The organism is Clostridium sp. CM036 (genome assembly GCF_055081135.1).
Genome location: NZ_CM143652.1, coordinates 3,524,850 through 3,542,675 on the forward strand (window position 1 = coordinate 3,524,850; position 17,826 = coordinate 3,542,675).

The window sequence follows — 17,826 nt, forward strand, 5'->3', positions numbered from 1 at the left end:
ATAGGGCTAGCATACTGATTTGCTATTTATTTGAATGCGCTAAGGCATTTTGGATAAAATAGCTAGTGAGTGTGCTAGTTATTTTATTTCATATACCTAGCAGATGAACGTTGATTTCGTGGGAAAGGGTGTAGTTTATGAAAATTGGTGTAAAAGATGAAATTGAAGAATTAAAAAAGACAATTAAATATCACAGTGATAGATATTACAACCAAGATAATCCGGAAATATCAGATTATGAATATGATCAATTGATGCTTGCGCTTAAAGCAATAGAGAAAGAATATCCAGAACTTATCACATTAGAGTCCCCGACTCAAAACATAGGTGGGAACGCTAAAAGAAAAGCTGGGGTATTAGTAAAACATAATGTACCAATGCTCAGTTTGCAAGACGTATTTACAAAAGAAGAAGTCTATGCCTATGTAAATAAAATGATTGAAGAACTTAGTGATCCAACATTTGTTGTTGAACTTAAAATTGATGGTTTGTCAATGTCACTACGTTATGTAGAAGGTAAATTAACAGTAGCTGTAACTCGCGGTGATGGAATCATTCAAGGTGAAGATGTCACTGAAAATGCTAAAGTAATTGGGGATGTCGTGCGGAAACTGAAAGAGCAAGTGCCATACCTCGAGATTCGTGGTGAGGTATATATGGCAAGTGCTGCGTTTGATAAGGTTAATGAGGGGCAAGAGCTATTAGGGAAAAAGATATTTGCTAATCCTCGAAACTGTGCTGCTGGTACATTGAGGCAGTTAGATAGTAAAATAACAAAGGAAAGACAATTATCTCTGTTTATTTTTAATATTCAAGACTCCAAAGGAATTGAATTTAAAACACATACCGAAGGCTATGAATGGTTAAAAAAACAGGGTGTAAAAGTTATTGAGAATTATGTGAAATGTAAAACAGCTGATGAAGTGTGGAATACTATCCAGGCTATAGGAGAAGATAGAGGTAATTTAGCATACGATATTGACGGAGTTGTTATAAAAATTGATAACTTGGAAGATAGAAAAAAGCTTGGTAATACTTCAAAAGTTCCCAAATGGGCTATAGCATATAAGTTCCCTCCAGAAGAAAAAGAAACAAAATTGATTGATATTGAACTATCAGTAGGAAGAACCGGAAGAATTACTCCTACAGCAATTTTTGAGCCAATTCGTTTATGCGGAACTTCTGTATCTAGAGCAATTCTTCATAACCAAGATTTTATCAATGATTTAGATATAAGGATTGGAGATATAATTGTTGTATACAAATCAGGAGAGATTATCCCGAAAATTAAGGCTGTAGTCAAAGAAAAACGTTCTGAGAAGTTAAATAGATTCCAAATTCCAGACCGATGCCCGGTATGTGGAACACCTACTGTCCGTGAAAAAGATACGGCTGATATCAAATGTACAAATCCTAACTGTATGGCTCAATTAGAAAGACACATAATTAATTTTGTTGGTCGGAATGCTATGGATATAAAAGGGTTTGGTACGGCTTATATTAAGGAACTTATCCGTTTAGAATATATTAAAGATGTAGCAGATGTATATTCACTGTTTAATTACCGCGCGGAGCTTATAGAGAAAGGTATAATTGGAAAAGAAAAGAATACAGATAAGTTACTAGATGCTATAGACAAATCAAGGGGAAATGAAGCACAAAGATTGCTGACAGGCCTCGGAATTCCTAATATTGGTAAGATAGCAGCGAAATCCATAATGAAGCATTATAAATCTATTGAATGTTTGCAAAATACAACATTGGATGAACTAATAGAGGTTTCTGATATAGGTGAAATAAGTGCTTTGTGTGTACTAAGATTTTTTGAAGATAATAAAAACAGAGAAATAATTGATAGGTTAAAAGAGTATGGCGTAAATATGGCCGTAGAAGACTCAAATCAGGTCGATAATCTATTTAACGGGTTAACATTCGTAGTAACTGGAACCCTTACGTCAATGGGGCGTAGTGATGCCACATTGATAATAGAAAATCATGGAGGAAAAGTATCAGGTTCTGTTTCTAATAAAACCAGTTACGTTTTAGCAGGCGAGAATGCCGGAAGTAAGCTTACCAAAGCTCAAGAGCTTGGAATTACAGTCATATCTGAAGAAGAACTAGTAAACATGTTAAAATAGTGTGGAAAATGTAAGAAAGACGTCAAATGACGTCTTCTTTATGTTGCGCTACTAATATTTATTTTTCATCTGGACTAGAAATATCTTCGACTTTAAAATCATCTTTAGGATATTCCTTGTGTCTCTGTTTTGAAGATGAGCTAGAGGCGTTTTGTAGAAGTTTTTCCAGTAAATAATTTTTATATCTTAACTGATTAAATATTTTAATTAATAAAATAAAGCCCCATATCGATGTAAGCATAAAAATTAATATGGAAAATATAGAAAAAATTCTTATAGTCAGGATTAACATGGAATAGGCCTCCTAAATACTTACATATATAAAATCTGTAAGTACATATTAATATAATAATGTACATTAAGATAAATAACAAGTCAATTTTACACAGTATAATGATTATATGTATTCATTTATATAATATATAGTTAAAATATATTACAGAATTAAGCGCAAAAAAAAAGTGTATATTGCGTATAATGCATTGAAACAAGCTTTAGAACTTCTTATTTTATTTTTAATTAAGATACGTTAAGAAAAACATATGTTTGAGCGACAGCGAGTTTATGTTTTTCAGGAGATTAATTGAAAATAAAATTAGTAGTTCTTAGCGAAGTGAATGCATTAATAGTAATATATACTTTTTTATTTTTTATTGGATATTTGATTATTTCATATATGAAAAGTTAATACTCTTAATAATACACATATTGGGGGTAATTATGAAAAAGTTATTATGTATAATGTTGATTTTTATGACGATGCTAACCAGTGGATGTATTCAAAAGAAAGTAAAACTAACAACATCTAGAAAATATTTAGTTTATAACTTGGGAGAATTGCCGGCAGACTTGCTTATGACAAATAATGATAGTGTTCGCGAAAAAGACTTGTTATTAGTTTTATTTGAAGGATTAGTAAGAGAAGATAAAGATGGTAAAATTGTACCTGCCATGGCAGAAAAAATTGAGGTTAGTAAGGACAAAATAGGGTATACCTTTAAATTAAGAAAAGATCTACATTATAACGATGGAACGTCTATAAAAGCTGATGATTTTAAAAGGTTCTTTCACAACATTTTATTGGAAAAAGGAAATATTTTTGCTAAGCAATTATATTGCATATTTGGGGCTAAGGATTTTAGTGCAGGAAAAGTAGATTTTGAAAATGTTGGTATTGTTGCAAAGGACGATTTAACATTAGAGATAAGGCTAAATAATCCTAATGAGAACTTTATAAATATCCTTAGCAATCCAGTTTTCACTTTAAGGGGAAATAATATGGATACAAGGAACTGGAAAGATAGCTACAGTCAAATTCAATATAGTGGTCCATTTATTATAAAAGAGGTAAACAAAGATGGAGAAATAAAATTAGTAAAGAACGAAAAGTATTGGAGAGCCAATGAAATTGTTAGTAATGAAATGCTATTTACTTCTATAAAGGATGAAGAGAAAGCTTTAGCAAATTTTGAAACTTCGCAGTATAGTGATACCTCAAAAATTGATGTACTTGTAAGTCCACCAATAAGTGAAGTAAGTGCCCTTAGCACGGAAAATAAAACTGAAGTTAAACTATCGCAGAGTATGTATTATATGAATTTCAATCTAAAAACTAAAAATATACTAGAAAAAAGAGATTCAGTGGATATAAATTTTAGAAATGCAATTGGTTCAATTATAGATCGGGAGTTAATTATAGAAACTATATCAGAAGATGTAGCGGTTCCAACAATAAATTATACACCTTTTACTAGGTCTAATGACAATAGTGGTAAAGTGATTTTTAATGCATCCCAGAATAAAATTAAAGGCTTAGAATATTTAAAAAAAAGTAGTAATTATGAAGAAAAACAAGAATTAGTTATGGTATATGAAAATAAAAATTTTGATACTAAAATAAGCAAGGAAATAGCTAAAAATATTAAAGAATATTTAGGTATAAAGGTAGTGTGCACTGGATACACAAAAGATGAACTCGAAAAAGTACTTAAAGAGGGAAATTATGACATAGTATTTTCAAAAAATGATGAGGAATATGGAGACATTTATAAATTCTTTACTAGATGGACATCATATTCAAAAGATAATATTTATGGATATAAGAGTTCGGATTATGATAAAACTATAGAAAAAGCATTGATGGAGAAAACCGATAAAAATAAAGTAACAATTTATAATCATGCACAATCTATATTAGCAAAAGACTTACCATGTATACCTATATATATAGGCAATACAGTTATTTGTAAAAGAGAAAATATTAAAGATATCTATTTAACTAAAAGCGGGAATTTAGTGTTTGATTATGCTTATAAAGAGGCTAAGACTGATTCCAAATAAAATTAAGCTTTTTTTCTTATACTATGCTAATAAAAGTATATATTGCGTAGAATGCATTTTAGCCATATATACTTTTTTGTTATAGCATAATATAAGAGAAAATTATTAACTCTTAATATTAGTGAGTGTGGAAAAATATTGTTAAGAAGAATATAAACATATTTTTGCTGCTATCAAAAGATAACTTACTTTGCTTAAAGCTCTCCTTTCGTTTATTGTATACCACATTTTTAATGAATATAGAAGCTAATTCATTGGTTTCAGGTGTGGGGATTTCAGGCATTCTAAAATCATCCTCTTGTATCAAATCCTCTGATTTTAGTGAAAAATCCCTGTAATGTTCAGCGTTATCTAAAGAGGGGGACTCAGGCCAGCTTAAAATTATACCAGAATCCAAAATTTGATGTTTGAAAATATCCTGAAGCATGAAAGAATTATCTTCAATATTGTTAAAATCAGAATATATGATTTGGCTGTAAATGTATAATAAGAGCTCATCACAAGTATAATTTGTCTCTTTATCAGCACTTTCCTTTAGCAAGATACCTTTATCGGCATCGTATAAGTCTGTAAGCTTTTCATATAAATCGTCACTAGTATCTTTAAATTTAAGAATTAATGTATTATTATACATAAGCGTACAGTTTATAAAAAGCATACAGGAATGATCTAATTTAGCATTAACAATTAAAGATGGCTTAGCATTATATTGATCTATAAGCAAATCTAAAAAATCTAGCAATAGGGTTTCGCATAGTTCTAAGCCAGAGTACTTATAAAAAATATTTAATGCTAAGCATATCTTATTGAGTTCCTCAAAAGAAACATTGTAAATTTCTTCCTTATACTGAGAAAACATATCTAGGATATCTAGAGCAAATTGTTTATATTCATGCTCTTGTTTTACGTTATTATAAGTAGAATATTTGTAGTAAGCAGACATCATAAAGGCTTGATCAGAAAATTTGAATTTATTGTTTTTATCTTCAAAATTAAATTCTTGGTTTAATGGATTAGTTAAATCTTTTTTGTCAACAAAGAGCCCATCTTTATTTCGAAAATAAGAAGCATAAAATTCTAATTGTTCTTTGCAAAGTTTAAGGTAAATAGAGCTTAGATCATATTTTGTATCATCGACGTCCTTAAAGTTATTATAATAGTCTACGAGCTCTAGTAGTGATAAAGTCATGAATGCATTACTATTAACAGTTATTTCTTTCTTTACTTTGTTCTCATTCCAATTTAACATGCCTTCTTTCGATTTTAATTTAGCATCTGCTTTTTTGTAAACACATAAAAGTGGAGAATTTAAATTAATTGTGTTAATATCAATCTTAGAAAAGGATTTAGATTTTAAATCGCGTGAGGGAATATATATGCCACATTTAGAATCGAAAACTATATCCTTTAATGATTCTTTTGATAAGTAGAAAAATTGATTTTTTATGTTAGTTTTGTTTAATGTATTGGTTTTTAAAAAAGGTCCTAGAAAATTCAACATAACACCACCATATAATTAGTACTTATATAGATAATATGATTACAATTGTTAAAATGTGCTAGATTTATGAAATTAGAAAGGAAGAATTTAAATGAAAGTTGGAAAATTAAATTGGGATGACTTAAAACAAATAATTGACAACAATAAAAGTGTTGTCCGGGGCGATGTAAGAATTAGAAGTGGAATAGGCGAAGACTGCAGTGTAATAAATTTTGGCGAATATGAGTGCGTAGTATCTACAGATCCAATAACCGGAGCTGATAAAAATATGGGCAAATTAGCAGTTCATATAAATTGCAATGATATAGCTTCTTGTGGAGTTGAGCCTGTAGGCATTTTAGTTACAATTCTTATACCGCCAACAGCGACGATAGAAGATATAAAAAATATTATGAGTGAAATTGATGAAGAGACAAAAAAACTGAATGTGGAGATATTAGGTGGACATACTGAGGTTACAGAAGCTGTAAATAAAATAATAGTTTCATGCACTGCTATAGGAAAAGGGAAAGCACAAGGTGCTGTGGCAACTTCAGGTGCAAAAATCGGAGATGAAATTGTCGTTACCAAACTGCTTTGTATGGAAGGAACTTCAATTATAGTAAATGATCATTTAGACAGGATACAAGGCGTTTTAACTCCTAAAGAAATAGAAATAGCTAAAGACTATATTAGTAGCATTAGTGTGGTTAATGAAGGACGTATAGCAGGAGAGTTCGGGGTTAATTCTATGCATGATATAACTGAAGGTGGTGTTCTAGGAGCATTATGGGAAGTTGCGGAGGCTAGCAATTTAGGATTTAAGGCGTATAGTGATAAAATGCCAATTAGTGATATTACATATAAAATATGTGAAAGACTTAATATTGACCCTTTGAAATTTATATCTTCTGGAAGCATGCTAATAACGGTGGCATCTGGGAAAGAATTGGTGGATAAATTAAATAGCAATGGAGTACAAGCTACGGTAATAGGAAAAATGACTGCGTCTAGAGGGATATTAGTAAAAGATGAAACTTGTAAAGATGTTTTGCCCCCTACTAGAGATGAGTTATTTAGTATATAATTTTTAAAATAGATTACTTTTAGAGTAGATAATGATTACTAATTATTATCTACCCTAGAGAGTTGTGAGGAGTATACAATGAGAAGATTAATAGTTGCTAGTAATAATGACCATAAAATTAAGGAAATAAAAGAAATATTATCACGGTTTCCTTTTGAAGTACTATCTTTAAAAGAAGCCAATATTAACATTGATGTAGAGGAAACAGGAAGCACTTTCATGGAGAATGCAGATATAAAGGCAAGTGAAATTTTCAAAATAGCCCATGGGGATATGGTACTTGCCGATGATTCGGGATTAGCAGTAGAATCATTAAATGGAGCTCCAGGCATTTTTTCAGCGAGGTTTGCGGGGGAACACGGAAATACTAAAGCGAATAATGAAAAATTATTGCACCTTTTAGATGGCAAAACAGAAGAACAGCGAAAAGCTAAATTCATTTGCGCAATGGTACTTATAATTAATAAAGATGAAATAGTAAAAGTACAAGGAGAGTCAGAGGGGATAATCACAGCAGATTTTAGAGGTGAAGAAGGTTTCGGATATGACCCGCTATTTTTTGTGGAAAAATTCAATAAAACTTTTGCACAGATGGAAAGTAATGAAAAAAACGCTATTAGTCATAGGGGAAGGGCACTAGATAAACTAAAAGGTGAGCTTGAAAAATTAATATATGATGTATAATTATTAGGCATCTCAAAAAAGTCTAAGATGCATATGTTATATTAATGAAGAGGGTGATTTTAAATGAGAATAGGTGTTATAAGCGATACACATGGCATTATTAGCAGCATAGAACGGCTAGGATGCGAAATAAAGGGATTAGATGTGTTGATCCACTTAGGCGATAATGTAGACGACATATCCATTATAAGAAAGCATTATAATGGAGAAATAATTAATGTTAAAGGCAATTGTGATTTTTCTACAAGTACACCTAATGACAGGGTAAAAGAAATTTGCTTAAAAAAATTTTTTTTAACTCATGGACATAGATATAGTGTAAAAGAGAGTTTGGCTAAATTAAGATATAAGGCTTTAGAAACGGGGGCTGACATAGTCTTGTATGGACATACACATATTGGAAAAATAGATTTTGAAGAAGGAATATGGTATATAAATCCTGGAAGTGCGTCACTACCAAGAGATGGAGCTCGGAGCTTTGCTATTATAAGTATCAACCAGGGATGCATAGAGCCAAATTTGATAAGATTCTAGTTGTTTATAGCTAGGTATTTTAAATGTGAACTTCTAAAATTTTAGTTTTTTTAATCAGACTAAAATAAGTTAAAATAAAAAATAACAGGTTGATAGGATTTATTTTAATATTAAAATGAGAAAGTTTTAAAAAAAGTATTGACGTATTAAAACATATGGTGTAGAATAATCCATGTCGTCAGAAAAAATCATTGAATTTAAATGGTTATGAGGTCAGGATTAATTTAGGACATTAAATGGTTTTAAAGTTTAATGGGTAGCGGGGTGTAGCGCAGCTGGGAGCGCGCGTGGTTTGGGACCATGAGGTCGCAGGTTCAATCCCTGTCACCCCGACCACTATATGCGGGTATAACTCAATGGTAGAGTGTTAGCCTTCCAAGCTAATTACGAGGGTTCGATTCCCTCTACCCGCTCCAAATATATTAATGTTTATTTAAACACTAATATACAAGCATCTTTAGCTCAGTTGGATAGAGCAACGCCCTTCTAAGGCGTGGGCCAGGGGTTCGAATCCCTTAAGATGCACCATACGGTGGACGTAGTTCAGTTGGTAGAGCGCCAGTTTGTGGTACTGGTTGTCGTGGGTTCGAGTCCCATCGTCCACCCCATTTAATGCTGGGGTATCGCCAAGCGGTAAGGCACCACACTTTGACTGTGGCATCCGTAGGTTCAAATCCTGCTATCCCAGCCAATAAGGTTTACTAGCTCAGTTGGTAGAGCACATGACTTTTAATCATGGTGTCCGGGGTTCGATTCCCCGGTAAGCCACCAAAATAGTAATAATATGCAGGTGTGGCGGAATTGGCAGACGCACTAGACTTAGGATCTAGCGCCTTCGGGTGTATGGGTTCAACTCCCTTCACCTGCACCATTACTATTTACAAATGAATTACTATGTATAAAAACAATAATATGCGGGGGTGGCTCAGTGGTAGAGCGTCACCTTGCCAAGGTGAACGTCGCGAGTTCGAATCTCGTCTCCCGCTCCAAATATGTTTATACATATTAGTTTAAGTATACAAGCATCTTTAGCTCAGTTGGATAGAGCAACGCCCTTCTAAGGCGTGGGCCGGGGGTTCGAATCCCTTAAGATGCACCAATATGCGTCATTAGCTCAGTTGGTAGAGCACCTGACTCTTAATCAGGGTGTCCGGGGTTCAAGCCCCCGATGTCGCACCATTTTTTAATATATGCCGGGGTGTAGCGCAGCTGGGAGCGCGCGTGGTTTGGGACCATGAGGTCGCAGGTTCAATCCCTGTCACCCCGACCATTAAAATATAATATGCGGGTATAACTCAATGGTAGAGTGTTAGCCTTCCAAGCTAATTACGAGGGTTCGATTCCCTCTACCCGCTCCAAATATGTTAACGTTCAACTGAGCATTAACATATAAGCGTTTTTAGCTCAGTTGGATAGAGCAACGCCCTTCTAAGGCGTGGGCCAGGGGTTCGAATCCCTTAAGACGCACCATACGGTGGACGTAGTTCAGTTGGTAGAGCGCCAGTTTGTGGTACTGGTTGTCGTGGGTTCGAGTCCCATCGTCCACCCCATTTAAAAATAAAATTACAAATAAAGGGTATTGTATTAGAAAATAATATAACCTTAATAAATTTAAAATTCCCAATACGGTGGACGTAGTTCAGTTGGTAGAGCGCCAGTTTGTGGTACTGGTTGTCGTGGGTTCGAGTCCCATCGTCCACCCCATTTAAAATTGGGATGCCTTTCAAAACCGTAAGGCATCGGACTCTTTACTTAGATGTATAGGTTTGAATTTAACTAATAAGGTTTACTAGCTCAGTTGGTAGAGCACATGACTTTTAATCATGGTGTCCGGGGTTCGATTCCCCGGTAAGCCACCAAAATAGTAATAATATGCAGGTGTGGCGGAATTGGCAGACGCACTAGACTTAGGATCTAGCGCCTTCGGGTGTATGGGTTCAACTCCCTTCACCTGCACCAAATACTATTTATAAAAACAACAATATGCGGGGGTGGCTCAGTGGTAGAGCGTCACCTTGCCAAGGTGAACGTCGCGAGTTCGAATCTCGTCTCCCGCTCCAAACATGCGGGTATAACTCAATGGTAGAGTGTTAGCCTTCCAAGCTAATTACGAGGGTTCGATTCCCTCTACCCGCTCCAATAAAAGTCTTTAGTATTTATACTAAAGACTTTTTAAAAATTATTTTATTATGCGCCCATAGCTCAGTTGGATAGAGTGGCAGACTTCGAATCTGAAGGCCGTGGGTTCGACTCCCTCTGGGCGCACCAATTAATTTGAAAAACTACCTTGAATTATATTTAAGGTGGTTTTTATTTTTGTGGTAAATTATGTTGACAGGGATTAAAATGTATAGTATTATAGGTAAAAGAATAAAGAACCTTTAATTTTGCCCGAGAGGCTGAGAAGGAAGTAGATGTTTTACAGCGATATTACTACGCCTTCTCATAAAAGAGATGGCGTTTTTTGTTTAGAAGTAAATGTAATATTAAAAGTACTTATAGTACCTTTAAATTTAGCTCAGAGAGGCTGAGAAGGAGTGGATGTAATATGCTAAAAGGAAGACACTTAATTGAACCAATGGATTTTACAATATTAGAGCTTGAGGAGATTTTTGATTATGCAGATGAAATAATTAAAAAACCTGAAAATTTTTCTCATATATGTGATGGGAAAGTTTTGGCAACATTATTTTATGAACCAAGCACACGAACAAGATTAAGCTTTGAAGCGGCAATGTTAAGACTTGGAGGTCAGGTTTTAGGTTTTTCTGAGGCGAAATCAAGTTCGGCAGCAAAAGGGGAAAGTGTAGCAGATACTATAAGGACAGTAGAATGTTATGCAGATATTGCAGCCATGAGACATCCCAAAGAAGGAGCTCCTAAAGTTGCATCTATGCACTCTCAAATGCCAGTAATAAATGCCGGTGATGGTGGGCATCAACATCCAACTCAAACATTAACAGATCTTTTAACCATAAGAAATATTAAAGGGTCATTATCAAACTTAACCATAGGAATTTGTGGTGATTTAAAGTTTGGTAGAACAGTTCACTCATTAATAAAAGCCATGTCAAGATATGAAAACATTAAATTTATACTAATTTCACCAAATGAATTAACAATTCCTAAATACATTAAATCGGAAGTATTGGAAAAAAATAATATGGAGTTCCTTGAAGTTGAAAAATTAGAGGATGTTATTGTAGATTTAGATATTTTATATATGACTAGAGTTCAAAAAGAAAGATTTTTTAACGAGGAAGATTATATAAGACTTAAAGATATTTATATACTGGATAAAGAAAAAATGCTAAAAGCTAAGAAAGATATGATAATTCTTCATCCACTACCTAGAGTTAATGAAATAGCTGTGGAAATCGACGCTGATCCAAGGGCATGTTACTTTAGACAAGCAAAATATGGTATGTATGCAAGAATGGCACTTATTGCTAAACTTTTGGGGGTGGATAAGTAATGGTAACAATAAATAGCATAAAAAGAGGAATAGTAATAGATCATATTAAAGCGGGTGTAGGACTCAAAATATTCAACTATTTAGGTCTTGATAATGCTCAATTTACAGTGGCGCTTATTATGAATGCACATAGCGGGAAGCTCGGAAAAAAGGATATAATTAAAATAGAAAACGAGATTGATATAGATTTTACAGTGTTGGGGTTTATAGACCCTAACATAACAATAAATATAATAACTGGAGAAAAAATTGAAAATAAAGTTAAACTAAAGCTGCCAGATAAAATTGATAATGTTATAAGATGCAATAATCCAAGATGCATAACATCTGTAGAGCAAGAAATTTTGAATAGTTTCTACTTAGCAAATAGTGAAAAGGGCGAGTATAGATGTATATATTGTGATGAGATTAATAACCATACTACTGTATCGTAATAAAACACATAATTATTAATATAAAGTGTACGGTTTAAATTGTGACTTAGACCGTACAAAAAAAATCGTAATACAGTGTGAAGGGATGGTAGAACTATGGAATTGTTAATTAAGAACGCAAGGGTAGTTGATTCATCACAGGATTTTATTGGCGATGTTTATATAAATAAAGGAACAATATATGAAATAGGAAAAAAACTAGAAAAAGACTGTGAGGTAATAAATGGAGAGGGATATATTTTAGCCCCTTCTTTTATAGATCTTCACAGTCATTTTAGAGAACCGGGGTATACATATAAAGAAGATATACTATCGGGAAGCCAGGCCGCAGTGCGGGGTGGATATACTGCGGTAAACCTTATGGCAAATACAAAACCAGTATGTAGCTCAATGGATACAATAGATAAGGTGCTCAAAAAATCTAGGGAAATAAATCTCTTGGACATTCATCAATGTGCATCTATTACAGAGGATCTATTGGGGAAATCTATAGATCACCTAGGTCAGTTAACCAATGCAGTAAGATTTATATCGGATGATGGTAAAGGGGTTTATGATAGTCGTATAATGCTTGAGGCAATGGTTAAAGCTAAAGAAAAGGATTTAACAGTAATATCTCATGCTGAAAATGAAGAGTTAGTAGAAGTTGATACAAGGCTTGCTGAAAATATGATGACATGGAGAGATATAGCCCTTTCAAAATTCACAGGTTGTAAACTTCATTTAGCTCATGTTAGTACAAAAGAAGCTATGCAAGATATTATAAAAGGAAAACAGCAGGGGGGACGAATAACCTGTGAAGTTACGCCGCATCATCTAGCATTAACAGAAGAAACAAACTATAGGGTAAATCCACCTATGAGGAAAGTTGAGGATGTAAGCTTCTTAATACAAGCTATAAAAGATGGCTTTGTGGATGTTATAGCTACTGACCATGCGCCACATAGTGTTGAGGATAAAATAAAGGGCGCTCCTGGTATATCAGGACTAGAAAGTTCATTTCCTGTATGCTACACTAAATTGGTAGGAGAAGGTCATATTACTTTAAATAAACTTTCTGAATTGATGTCAAAAAACCCAGCTAAAATTATGGGATTTAACAAGGGCGAAATAAAAATAGGTTATGATGGAGACTTGGTACTGTTAGATACTAAATCTAAATATAACATTGATCCTTCGCAGTTTTTATCTAAAGGACACAATTCCCCATTTGAGGGTAAGGCTGTAGTAGGTAGGGTAATGTGTACTATTAAGGCAGGGAGAATAATTTATAAAGATAAGTAGAAACAAACAAAGTGTTGATTTGTAAATAAAATGGTAAAGGCGGAATAATCTTTGATTATAGATAAATTATTTAAAAGTGTAGAAAAAAACGGTCATGTATGCGTTGGGCTTGATACGGATTTAGAATATTTACCAGTAGAGTTTAGGAATAAGTTTATGCATGAGGAGCACGCGTTATACAGATTTAATCAAATGATAATTGATGCTACTTTTGATGTATCAGCTTGCTATAAGGTGCAAATAGCATATTATGAAGCTCTTGGATTAAAAGGTTTAAAAGTATACAAAGACACCTTGAGTTATATAAAAAGCAAAGGTGGCATAGTGATTGCAGATATTAAAAGAGGAGACATTGCAAAAACTGCACAAATGTATGCTAAAGCTCATTTTGAAGGGGATTTTGAAAGTGACTTTATAACTATAAATCCGTACATGGGGATGGATAGTATTGAACCATATCTTCCTTATTTAAAAAATAAGGAAAAGGGATTATTCTCACTAGTAAGAACCTCCAATAAAGGAGCAGAAGATATAGAGTACATAGAGAATAAAGAAAATAAAAAGGTTTATGATATTGTGGGGGAAAAGTTATTAAAAATCGGAAGTGAATTTATTGGAGAGTGTGGATATAGCTCCATAGGTGGAGTAGTTGGGTGCACGCATATAGATGAAGGGTTAAAGATGAGAAATGATCTTCAAAAAATGTTTTTCTTAATACCGGGGTATGGAGCACAAGGTGGAGCAGCGAAAGATGTAGCCATATATTTGAAAAATGGGAATGGTGGAGTAGTAAATGCATCTAGAAGTATTTTGCTTGCATACAAGAAAGCAGATAATGGTCAAATTCGTTTTGAACAGTGTGCTCGCGAAGAAGCTATAAAAATGAGAGACGAAATAAGAAAAGCCGCAAACAAAAAATAAGATATATTCTTTATTAAAATGCTGGAGGGGTTTATTTGATATGTTCAGTAGAAAAGACATATGAAAATGTTGAAATAAGTGATGGCGTGTATAAGCTTTCTATAAAGGGCAAGTTTAACGTAAAACCAGGACAATTTTTTATGTTAAAGGTAAAAGAAATGGAGCCATTATTACCAAGACCTATAAGTGTGTATGATGTGGATGATGAGAAAATAAGTTTTTTATACCAAATAGTAGGTCAAGGTACAAAATATCTTAGTAAACTCTGCGCAAATGATGAACTTCAGATAATGGGGCCACTCGGAAATGGATTTGATGTGGAAAAAATAAAAGGGAAAATTGCTGTTGTATCTGGAGGAATTGGAATAGCGCCACTTGTTTATCTGATCAAAAAACTTAGGTCGTGTGAAATAGATTTGTATGCAGGGTTTAGGACTGTGGATTATTCTGTGGATTCTGTGGAAAAATATGTAAATAAAATTAACTTATCCACAGAAAGTGGTAAAATTGGTCATAAGGGATACGTAACAGACATAATAAATGTAAAAGAATATGAAACTGTTATTTGCTGTGGACCAGAAATTATGATGAAAAAGGTTGTAAATATGTGTTGTGATGAAAAAGTGCCAGTATATGTGTCTATGGAAAACCATATGGCTTGCGGAATAGGTGCATGTCTTGTATGTACTTGTAAAACCGTGGGTGGAAATAAGAGAACCTGCAAGGATGGTCCAGTCTTTGAAGGAAAGGATTTGATTTTTAATGACTAAAGTAGAATTATGCGGTGTGCATTTAAAAAATCCAGTCATAGCTGCATCTGGAACTTTTGGATTTGGCGAGGAGTATAGTAAGTATTACGATATTGGAAGACTTGGCGGCATATCAAGTAAAGGTCTTACGATAAATGAAAAGCAAGGTAATGATGGAATACGAATTTATGAAACCCGTGGGGGAATGCTAAATAGTGTAGGACTTCAAAATCCAGGTATTGAAAATTTTATAAATACACAACTTCCGCAAATGCAACAATATAACACAGCTATAATTGCAAATGTTGGTGGAGGTAGTATAGAAGAATACATGATGGCAATAGAAAAATTAAATAATGAGGCTATAGATATAGTCGAATTAAACATATCCTGCCCTAATGTAAAATGTGGGGGTATGGCTTTTGGAATTAAATCAAAGGTAGCATATGAAGCAGTGAAAGAAATTAAGAGTATTTGCAAGAAACCTCTTATGGTTAAACTTTCACCGAATGCAGAGGACATAGTAGATATGGCATATAAATGCTGTGAAGCTGGAGCAGATGCATTATCTTTAGTAAATACGTTTAAAGGTATGGCAGTTGATATACATAAACGAAAAGCGATTTTTAATAATATATATGCAGGGGTATCAGGACCAGCTATAAAACCTATGGCACTCAGAATGGTACATGAAGTATGTAAAGCTGTAAATATACCAGTTGTAGGTATGGGTGGTATAACTAGCTTTGAGGATGCTATAGAATTTATAATGGTGGGAGCAGAGGCGGTTCAAGTTGGAACTGCCAATTTCATAAAACCGGATATTTGCAATGATATAATCGACGGAATTGAGAAGTATATGATAAAAGAAGGTATTAAAGATCTAAGTGAAATTAGAGGGATTATATAGGAGGAGATACTATGAATATTAATGTTTTAGATATATTAAAAGAATCAGGTGCGCTACTTGAGGGACATTTTCTGTTATCTTCAGGAAGACACAGCAATAGGTATTGCCAATGTGCAAAATTGCTTCAGTATCCAGACAAGGCTGAAAAGGTACTAAGTGTAGTAGTAGAAAAGATTAAAGATATAGATTTTGATGTGGTAGTAGGCCCGGCGATGGGTGGTATAATAGTAGCTTATGAAGTAGGTAGACAAACAGGAAAGCCTGCTATATTTACTGAAAGAGTAAACGGCACCTTCGAACTTAGACGTGGATTTGAAATTAAAAAGGGACAAAAGGTTTTAATTACAGAGGATGTAGTAACTACTGGCAAGTCTTCTTTAGAAACAATAAAAGTCTTAAAAGAACTTGGGGCAGAAGTAGTTGGGATATGTTGCATAGTAGATAGAGGAAGTAGCACTATTGATTATCCTATCTATAGCTCAATAAAACTAGATATTGAAAGTTACGATCCATCAGAGTGCCCACTTTGTAAAGCTGGAACAGCTTACATAAAACCTGGTAGTAGAAATATAAAATAAATGTAATCTTTTTTTCTCACAGAATGCTGTAATGAAGAGTATATATTGCTGAAATGCGCTCACTTTGCCAAGAAATTCTAAAATTAATATTATTTTAAGTTGCTAAAAAATGCAAACTTGCTGCGTTCAAACATGCATTTTTCTTTACTCAACTGAAAATAATATTAATTAAGAATTACTAAGCGTCGCTCGAACGCATTCTACGCAATATATACTTTTATTAGCATTCTCTAAGAAAAAAGATATAATTGGGTTGCTAATAGTTGTTTAAGAAGATAACGCACTATGTTACTAAAATTATTCTTCTTTTGTAATTTCAAATATTCGAGTATAATCACATTTTTTCTCGCTCAAGACTTTTAGAGAAAATTTTTCAACATATTTTTTTATGTCCAATTGTAAAAACTCTTTAAATCCCTTTGGTTCTAATAGTTTAATAATTAAAAATAGAAGTTTTTGAATAAGTTTTTTAGGTTGAGCCCATTCAACAACAACTATTTTGCCTTTGTTTTTTAATACTCTTTTGGATTCTTTCATTATTTCATACCTTATATTATCATCAACTTCGTGTAAAACTAATGAAATTAAGACGACATCAAAATAATTGTCATCAAAGTTCATATTTGTTGCATCCATAACAAGGGTTTCGATATTTCGTATTCCCCTTTTTTCTATTTTCTCTTTGGCAAGTGCTAACATTTCTTTAGATAAATCAATGCCAACTATTTCAGTGTTTATTCTGTTATCTGCAATAATAATACTGTTGGTAGCAGTTCCAATACAAACTTCCAATACTTTTGATTTTCGCTCTGATATAAAGTCCAATATACCTTTTCTTGGATTGGTCTTTGTACAATTAAAGTAGAATACGTCTACTAAATCATAAAATTTTGAAATAATCCTATATTGTAAATGTAAATGCATACTTTCCTCCCTTATTGAGTTAATAATATTTGGATTTGTACTAAAATATCTTCCTATATAGATTATAAATTCTATAGTTTTATATTTGTGGGATGAGGGATTAAGTAAATGAAAACCTCCAATAACAAAATCTATATTTTTATATGTAGTTGTTTATATATTCATATGTTCACATATTCATATGTTCACATATGAATATGTTCGTTTATTATTTTACTGCAAAAATTCAACTGAGTCAATCGTTACTTATTATACAATTAGTACCTTAAATTATATTCAGGATGTTAA

The 17,826-nt window shown here is 33.2% G+C and carries 15 protein-coding genes and 20 tRNA genes; 32 read left to right on the forward strand and 3 right to left on the reverse strand.

Annotated features, from left to right (window positions below; translation table 11 throughout):
* Nucleotides 1-143 precede the first annotated feature (143 nt).
* On the forward strand, nucleotides 144-2,138 hold the full coding sequence (gene ligA / locus ACWJKE_RS16665; RefSeq protein WP_462954360.1) for an NAD-dependent DNA ligase LigA: 1,995 nt from the start codon (nucleotides 144-146) through the stop codon (nucleotides 2,136-2,138).
* A gap of 58 nt (nucleotides 2,139-2,196) precedes the next feature.
* Here ligA and ACWJKE_RS16670 read toward each other — a convergent pair whose 3' ends face one another.
* Complete coding sequence (locus ACWJKE_RS16670) at nucleotides 2,197-2,379, reverse strand: hypothetical protein (protein ID WP_268064085.1); 183 nt, start codon at nucleotides 2,377-2,379, stop codon at nucleotides 2,197-2,199.
* Nucleotides 2,380-2,858: 479 nt separating this feature from the next.
* Here ACWJKE_RS16670 and ACWJKE_RS16675 point away from each other — a divergent pair, with 479 nt between their 5' ends.
* Nucleotides 2,859-4,478, forward strand: a complete 1,620-nt coding sequence (locus tag ACWJKE_RS16675; RefSeq protein ID WP_462952799.1) for a peptide ABC transporter substrate-binding protein — start codon at nucleotides 2,859-2,861, stop codon at nucleotides 4,476-4,478.
* Nucleotides 4,479-4,596: 118 nt separating this feature from the next.
* Here ACWJKE_RS16675 and ACWJKE_RS16680 read toward each other — a convergent pair whose 3' ends face one another.
* Entirely contained in the window at nucleotides 4,597-5,979 is a 1,383-nt protein-coding gene (locus ACWJKE_RS16680; protein ID WP_253198076.1) for a hypothetical protein, read from the reverse strand.
* Nucleotides 5,980-6,070: 91 nt separating this feature from the next.
* On the opposite strand from ACWJKE_RS16680, the gene ACWJKE_RS16685 reads away from it, so the two are divergent.
* The 30 genes from ACWJKE_RS16685 to pyrE all read left to right on the forward strand — a co-directional run bounded on the left by ACWJKE_RS16685 (nucleotide 6,071) and on the right by pyrE (nucleotide 16,614).
* Complete coding sequence (locus ACWJKE_RS16685) at nucleotides 6,071-7,045, forward strand: AIR synthase family protein (RefSeq protein WP_462959033.1); 975 nt, start codon at nucleotides 6,071-6,073, stop codon at nucleotides 7,043-7,045.
* Between the two features lie 78 nt (nucleotides 7,046-7,123).
* On the forward strand, nucleotides 7,124-7,729 hold the full coding sequence (locus ACWJKE_RS16690) for an XTP/dITP diphosphatase (protein ID WP_216301907.1): 606 nt from the start codon (nucleotides 7,124-7,126) through the stop codon (nucleotides 7,727-7,729).
* A gap of 63 nt (nucleotides 7,730-7,792) precedes the next feature.
* Complete coding sequence (locus ACWJKE_RS16695; RefSeq protein ID WP_216301908.1) at nucleotides 7,793-8,263, forward strand: metallophosphoesterase; 471 nt, start codon at nucleotides 7,793-7,795, stop codon at nucleotides 8,261-8,263.
* A gap of 260 nt (nucleotides 8,264-8,523) precedes the next feature.
* A tRNA-Pro gene (locus tag ACWJKE_RS16700) sits at nucleotides 8,524-8,599 on the forward strand.
* Nucleotides 8,600-8,605: 6 nt separating this feature from the next.
* Nucleotides 8,606-8,679: transfer RNA gene (locus ACWJKE_RS16705), tRNA-Gly, on the forward strand.
* 35 nt (nucleotides 8,680-8,714) lie between these two features.
* Nucleotides 8,715-8,791: transfer RNA gene (locus ACWJKE_RS16710), tRNA-Arg, on the forward strand.
* 4 nt (nucleotides 8,792-8,795) lie between these two features.
* Nucleotides 8,796-8,871: transfer RNA gene (locus ACWJKE_RS16715), tRNA-His, on the forward strand.
* A gap of 8 nt (nucleotides 8,872-8,879) precedes the next feature.
* Nucleotides 8,880-8,954, forward strand: a tRNA-Gln gene (locus ACWJKE_RS16720).
* 4 nt (nucleotides 8,955-8,958) lie between these two features.
* Nucleotides 8,959-9,034, forward strand: a tRNA-Lys gene (locus ACWJKE_RS16725).
* A 15-nt stretch (nucleotides 9,035-9,049) separates the two neighbouring features.
* Nucleotides 9,050-9,134: transfer RNA gene (locus ACWJKE_RS16730), tRNA-Leu, on the forward strand.
* 43 nt (nucleotides 9,135-9,177) lie between these two features.
* Nucleotides 9,178-9,252 (forward strand) — tRNA-Gly (locus tag ACWJKE_RS16735).
* A gap of 33 nt (nucleotides 9,253-9,285) precedes the next feature.
* Nucleotides 9,286-9,362, forward strand: a tRNA-Arg gene (locus tag ACWJKE_RS16740).
* A 4-nt stretch (nucleotides 9,363-9,366) separates the two neighbouring features.
* Nucleotides 9,367-9,442: transfer RNA gene (locus ACWJKE_RS16745), tRNA-Lys, on the forward strand.
* A gap of 15 nt (nucleotides 9,443-9,457) precedes the next feature.
* Nucleotides 9,458-9,533 (forward strand) — tRNA-Pro (locus tag ACWJKE_RS16750).
* A 14-nt stretch (nucleotides 9,534-9,547) separates the two neighbouring features.
* A tRNA-Gly gene (locus ACWJKE_RS16755) sits at nucleotides 9,548-9,621 on the forward strand.
* 35 nt (nucleotides 9,622-9,656) lie between these two features.
* Nucleotides 9,657-9,733, forward strand: a tRNA-Arg gene (locus ACWJKE_RS16760).
* A gap of 4 nt (nucleotides 9,734-9,737) precedes the next feature.
* Nucleotides 9,738-9,813: transfer RNA gene (locus ACWJKE_RS16765), tRNA-His, on the forward strand.
* A 78-nt stretch (nucleotides 9,814-9,891) separates the two neighbouring features.
* A tRNA-His gene (locus ACWJKE_RS16770) sits at nucleotides 9,892-9,967 on the forward strand.
* Nucleotides 9,968-10,046: 79 nt separating this feature from the next.
* Nucleotides 10,047-10,122, forward strand: a tRNA-Lys gene (locus tag ACWJKE_RS16775).
* A gap of 15 nt (nucleotides 10,123-10,137) precedes the next feature.
* Nucleotides 10,138-10,222, forward strand: a tRNA-Leu gene (locus ACWJKE_RS16780).
* Between the two features lie 26 nt (nucleotides 10,223-10,248).
* Nucleotides 10,249-10,323 (forward strand) — tRNA-Gly (locus ACWJKE_RS16785).
* Between the two features lie 5 nt (nucleotides 10,324-10,328).
* Nucleotides 10,329-10,402, forward strand: a tRNA-Gly gene (locus ACWJKE_RS16790).
* A 52-nt stretch (nucleotides 10,403-10,454) separates the two neighbouring features.
* Nucleotides 10,455-10,531: transfer RNA gene (locus tag ACWJKE_RS16795), tRNA-Arg, on the forward strand.
* 280 nt (nucleotides 10,532-10,811) lie between these two features.
* On the forward strand, nucleotides 10,812-11,738 hold the full coding sequence (pyrB, locus tag ACWJKE_RS16800; RefSeq protein ID WP_462959034.1) for an aspartate carbamoyltransferase: 927 nt from the start codon (nucleotides 10,812-10,814) through the stop codon (nucleotides 11,736-11,738).
* Nucleotides 11,738-12,172, forward strand: a complete 435-nt coding sequence (locus ACWJKE_RS16805) for an aspartate carbamoyltransferase regulatory subunit (protein WP_165412713.1) — start codon at nucleotides 11,738-11,740, stop codon at nucleotides 12,170-12,172. The genes pyrB and ACWJKE_RS16805 overlap by 1 nt, the downstream gene beginning before the upstream one ends.
* Nucleotides 12,173-12,268: 96 nt before the next feature.
* Nucleotides 12,269-13,456 (forward strand): dihydroorotase, encoded by a 1,188-nt coding sequence (locus ACWJKE_RS16810; RefSeq protein WP_216301909.1) that lies wholly within the window; start codon nucleotides 12,269-12,271, stop codon nucleotides 13,454-13,456.
* A 51-nt stretch (nucleotides 13,457-13,507) separates the two neighbouring features.
* Nucleotides 13,508-14,377 carry an orotidine-5'-phosphate decarboxylase gene (gene pyrF, locus ACWJKE_RS16815; RefSeq protein ID WP_216301910.1) on the forward strand — a complete coding sequence of 290 codons (870 nt, stop codon included), beginning with the start codon at nucleotides 13,508-13,510 and terminating at the stop codon, nucleotides 14,375-14,377.
* Nucleotides 14,378-14,412: 35 nt separating this feature from the next.
* Complete coding sequence (locus tag ACWJKE_RS16820; RefSeq protein WP_216301911.1) at nucleotides 14,413-15,147, forward strand: dihydroorotate dehydrogenase electron transfer subunit; 735 nt, start codon at nucleotides 14,413-14,415, stop codon at nucleotides 15,145-15,147.
* Nucleotides 15,140-16,036, forward strand: a complete 897-nt coding sequence (locus ACWJKE_RS16825) for a dihydroorotate dehydrogenase (RefSeq protein WP_462959035.1) — start codon at nucleotides 15,140-15,142, stop codon at nucleotides 16,034-16,036. Before ACWJKE_RS16820 ends, ACWJKE_RS16825 begins: the two co-directional genes overlap by 8 nt.
* A gap of 11 nt (nucleotides 16,037-16,047) precedes the next feature.
* Complete coding sequence (gene pyrE, locus ACWJKE_RS16830; RefSeq protein WP_216301913.1) at nucleotides 16,048-16,614, forward strand: orotate phosphoribosyltransferase; 567 nt, start codon at nucleotides 16,048-16,050, stop codon at nucleotides 16,612-16,614.
* Nucleotides 16,615-16,911: 297 nt separating this feature from the next.
* On the opposite strand, the gene ACWJKE_RS16835 is transcribed toward pyrE, so the two are convergent.
* On the reverse strand, nucleotides 16,912-17,538 hold the full coding sequence (locus ACWJKE_RS16835) for a class I SAM-dependent methyltransferase (protein WP_216301914.1): 627 nt from the start codon (nucleotides 17,536-17,538) through the stop codon (nucleotides 16,912-16,914).
* Nucleotides 17,539-17,826 lie beyond the last annotated feature (288 nt).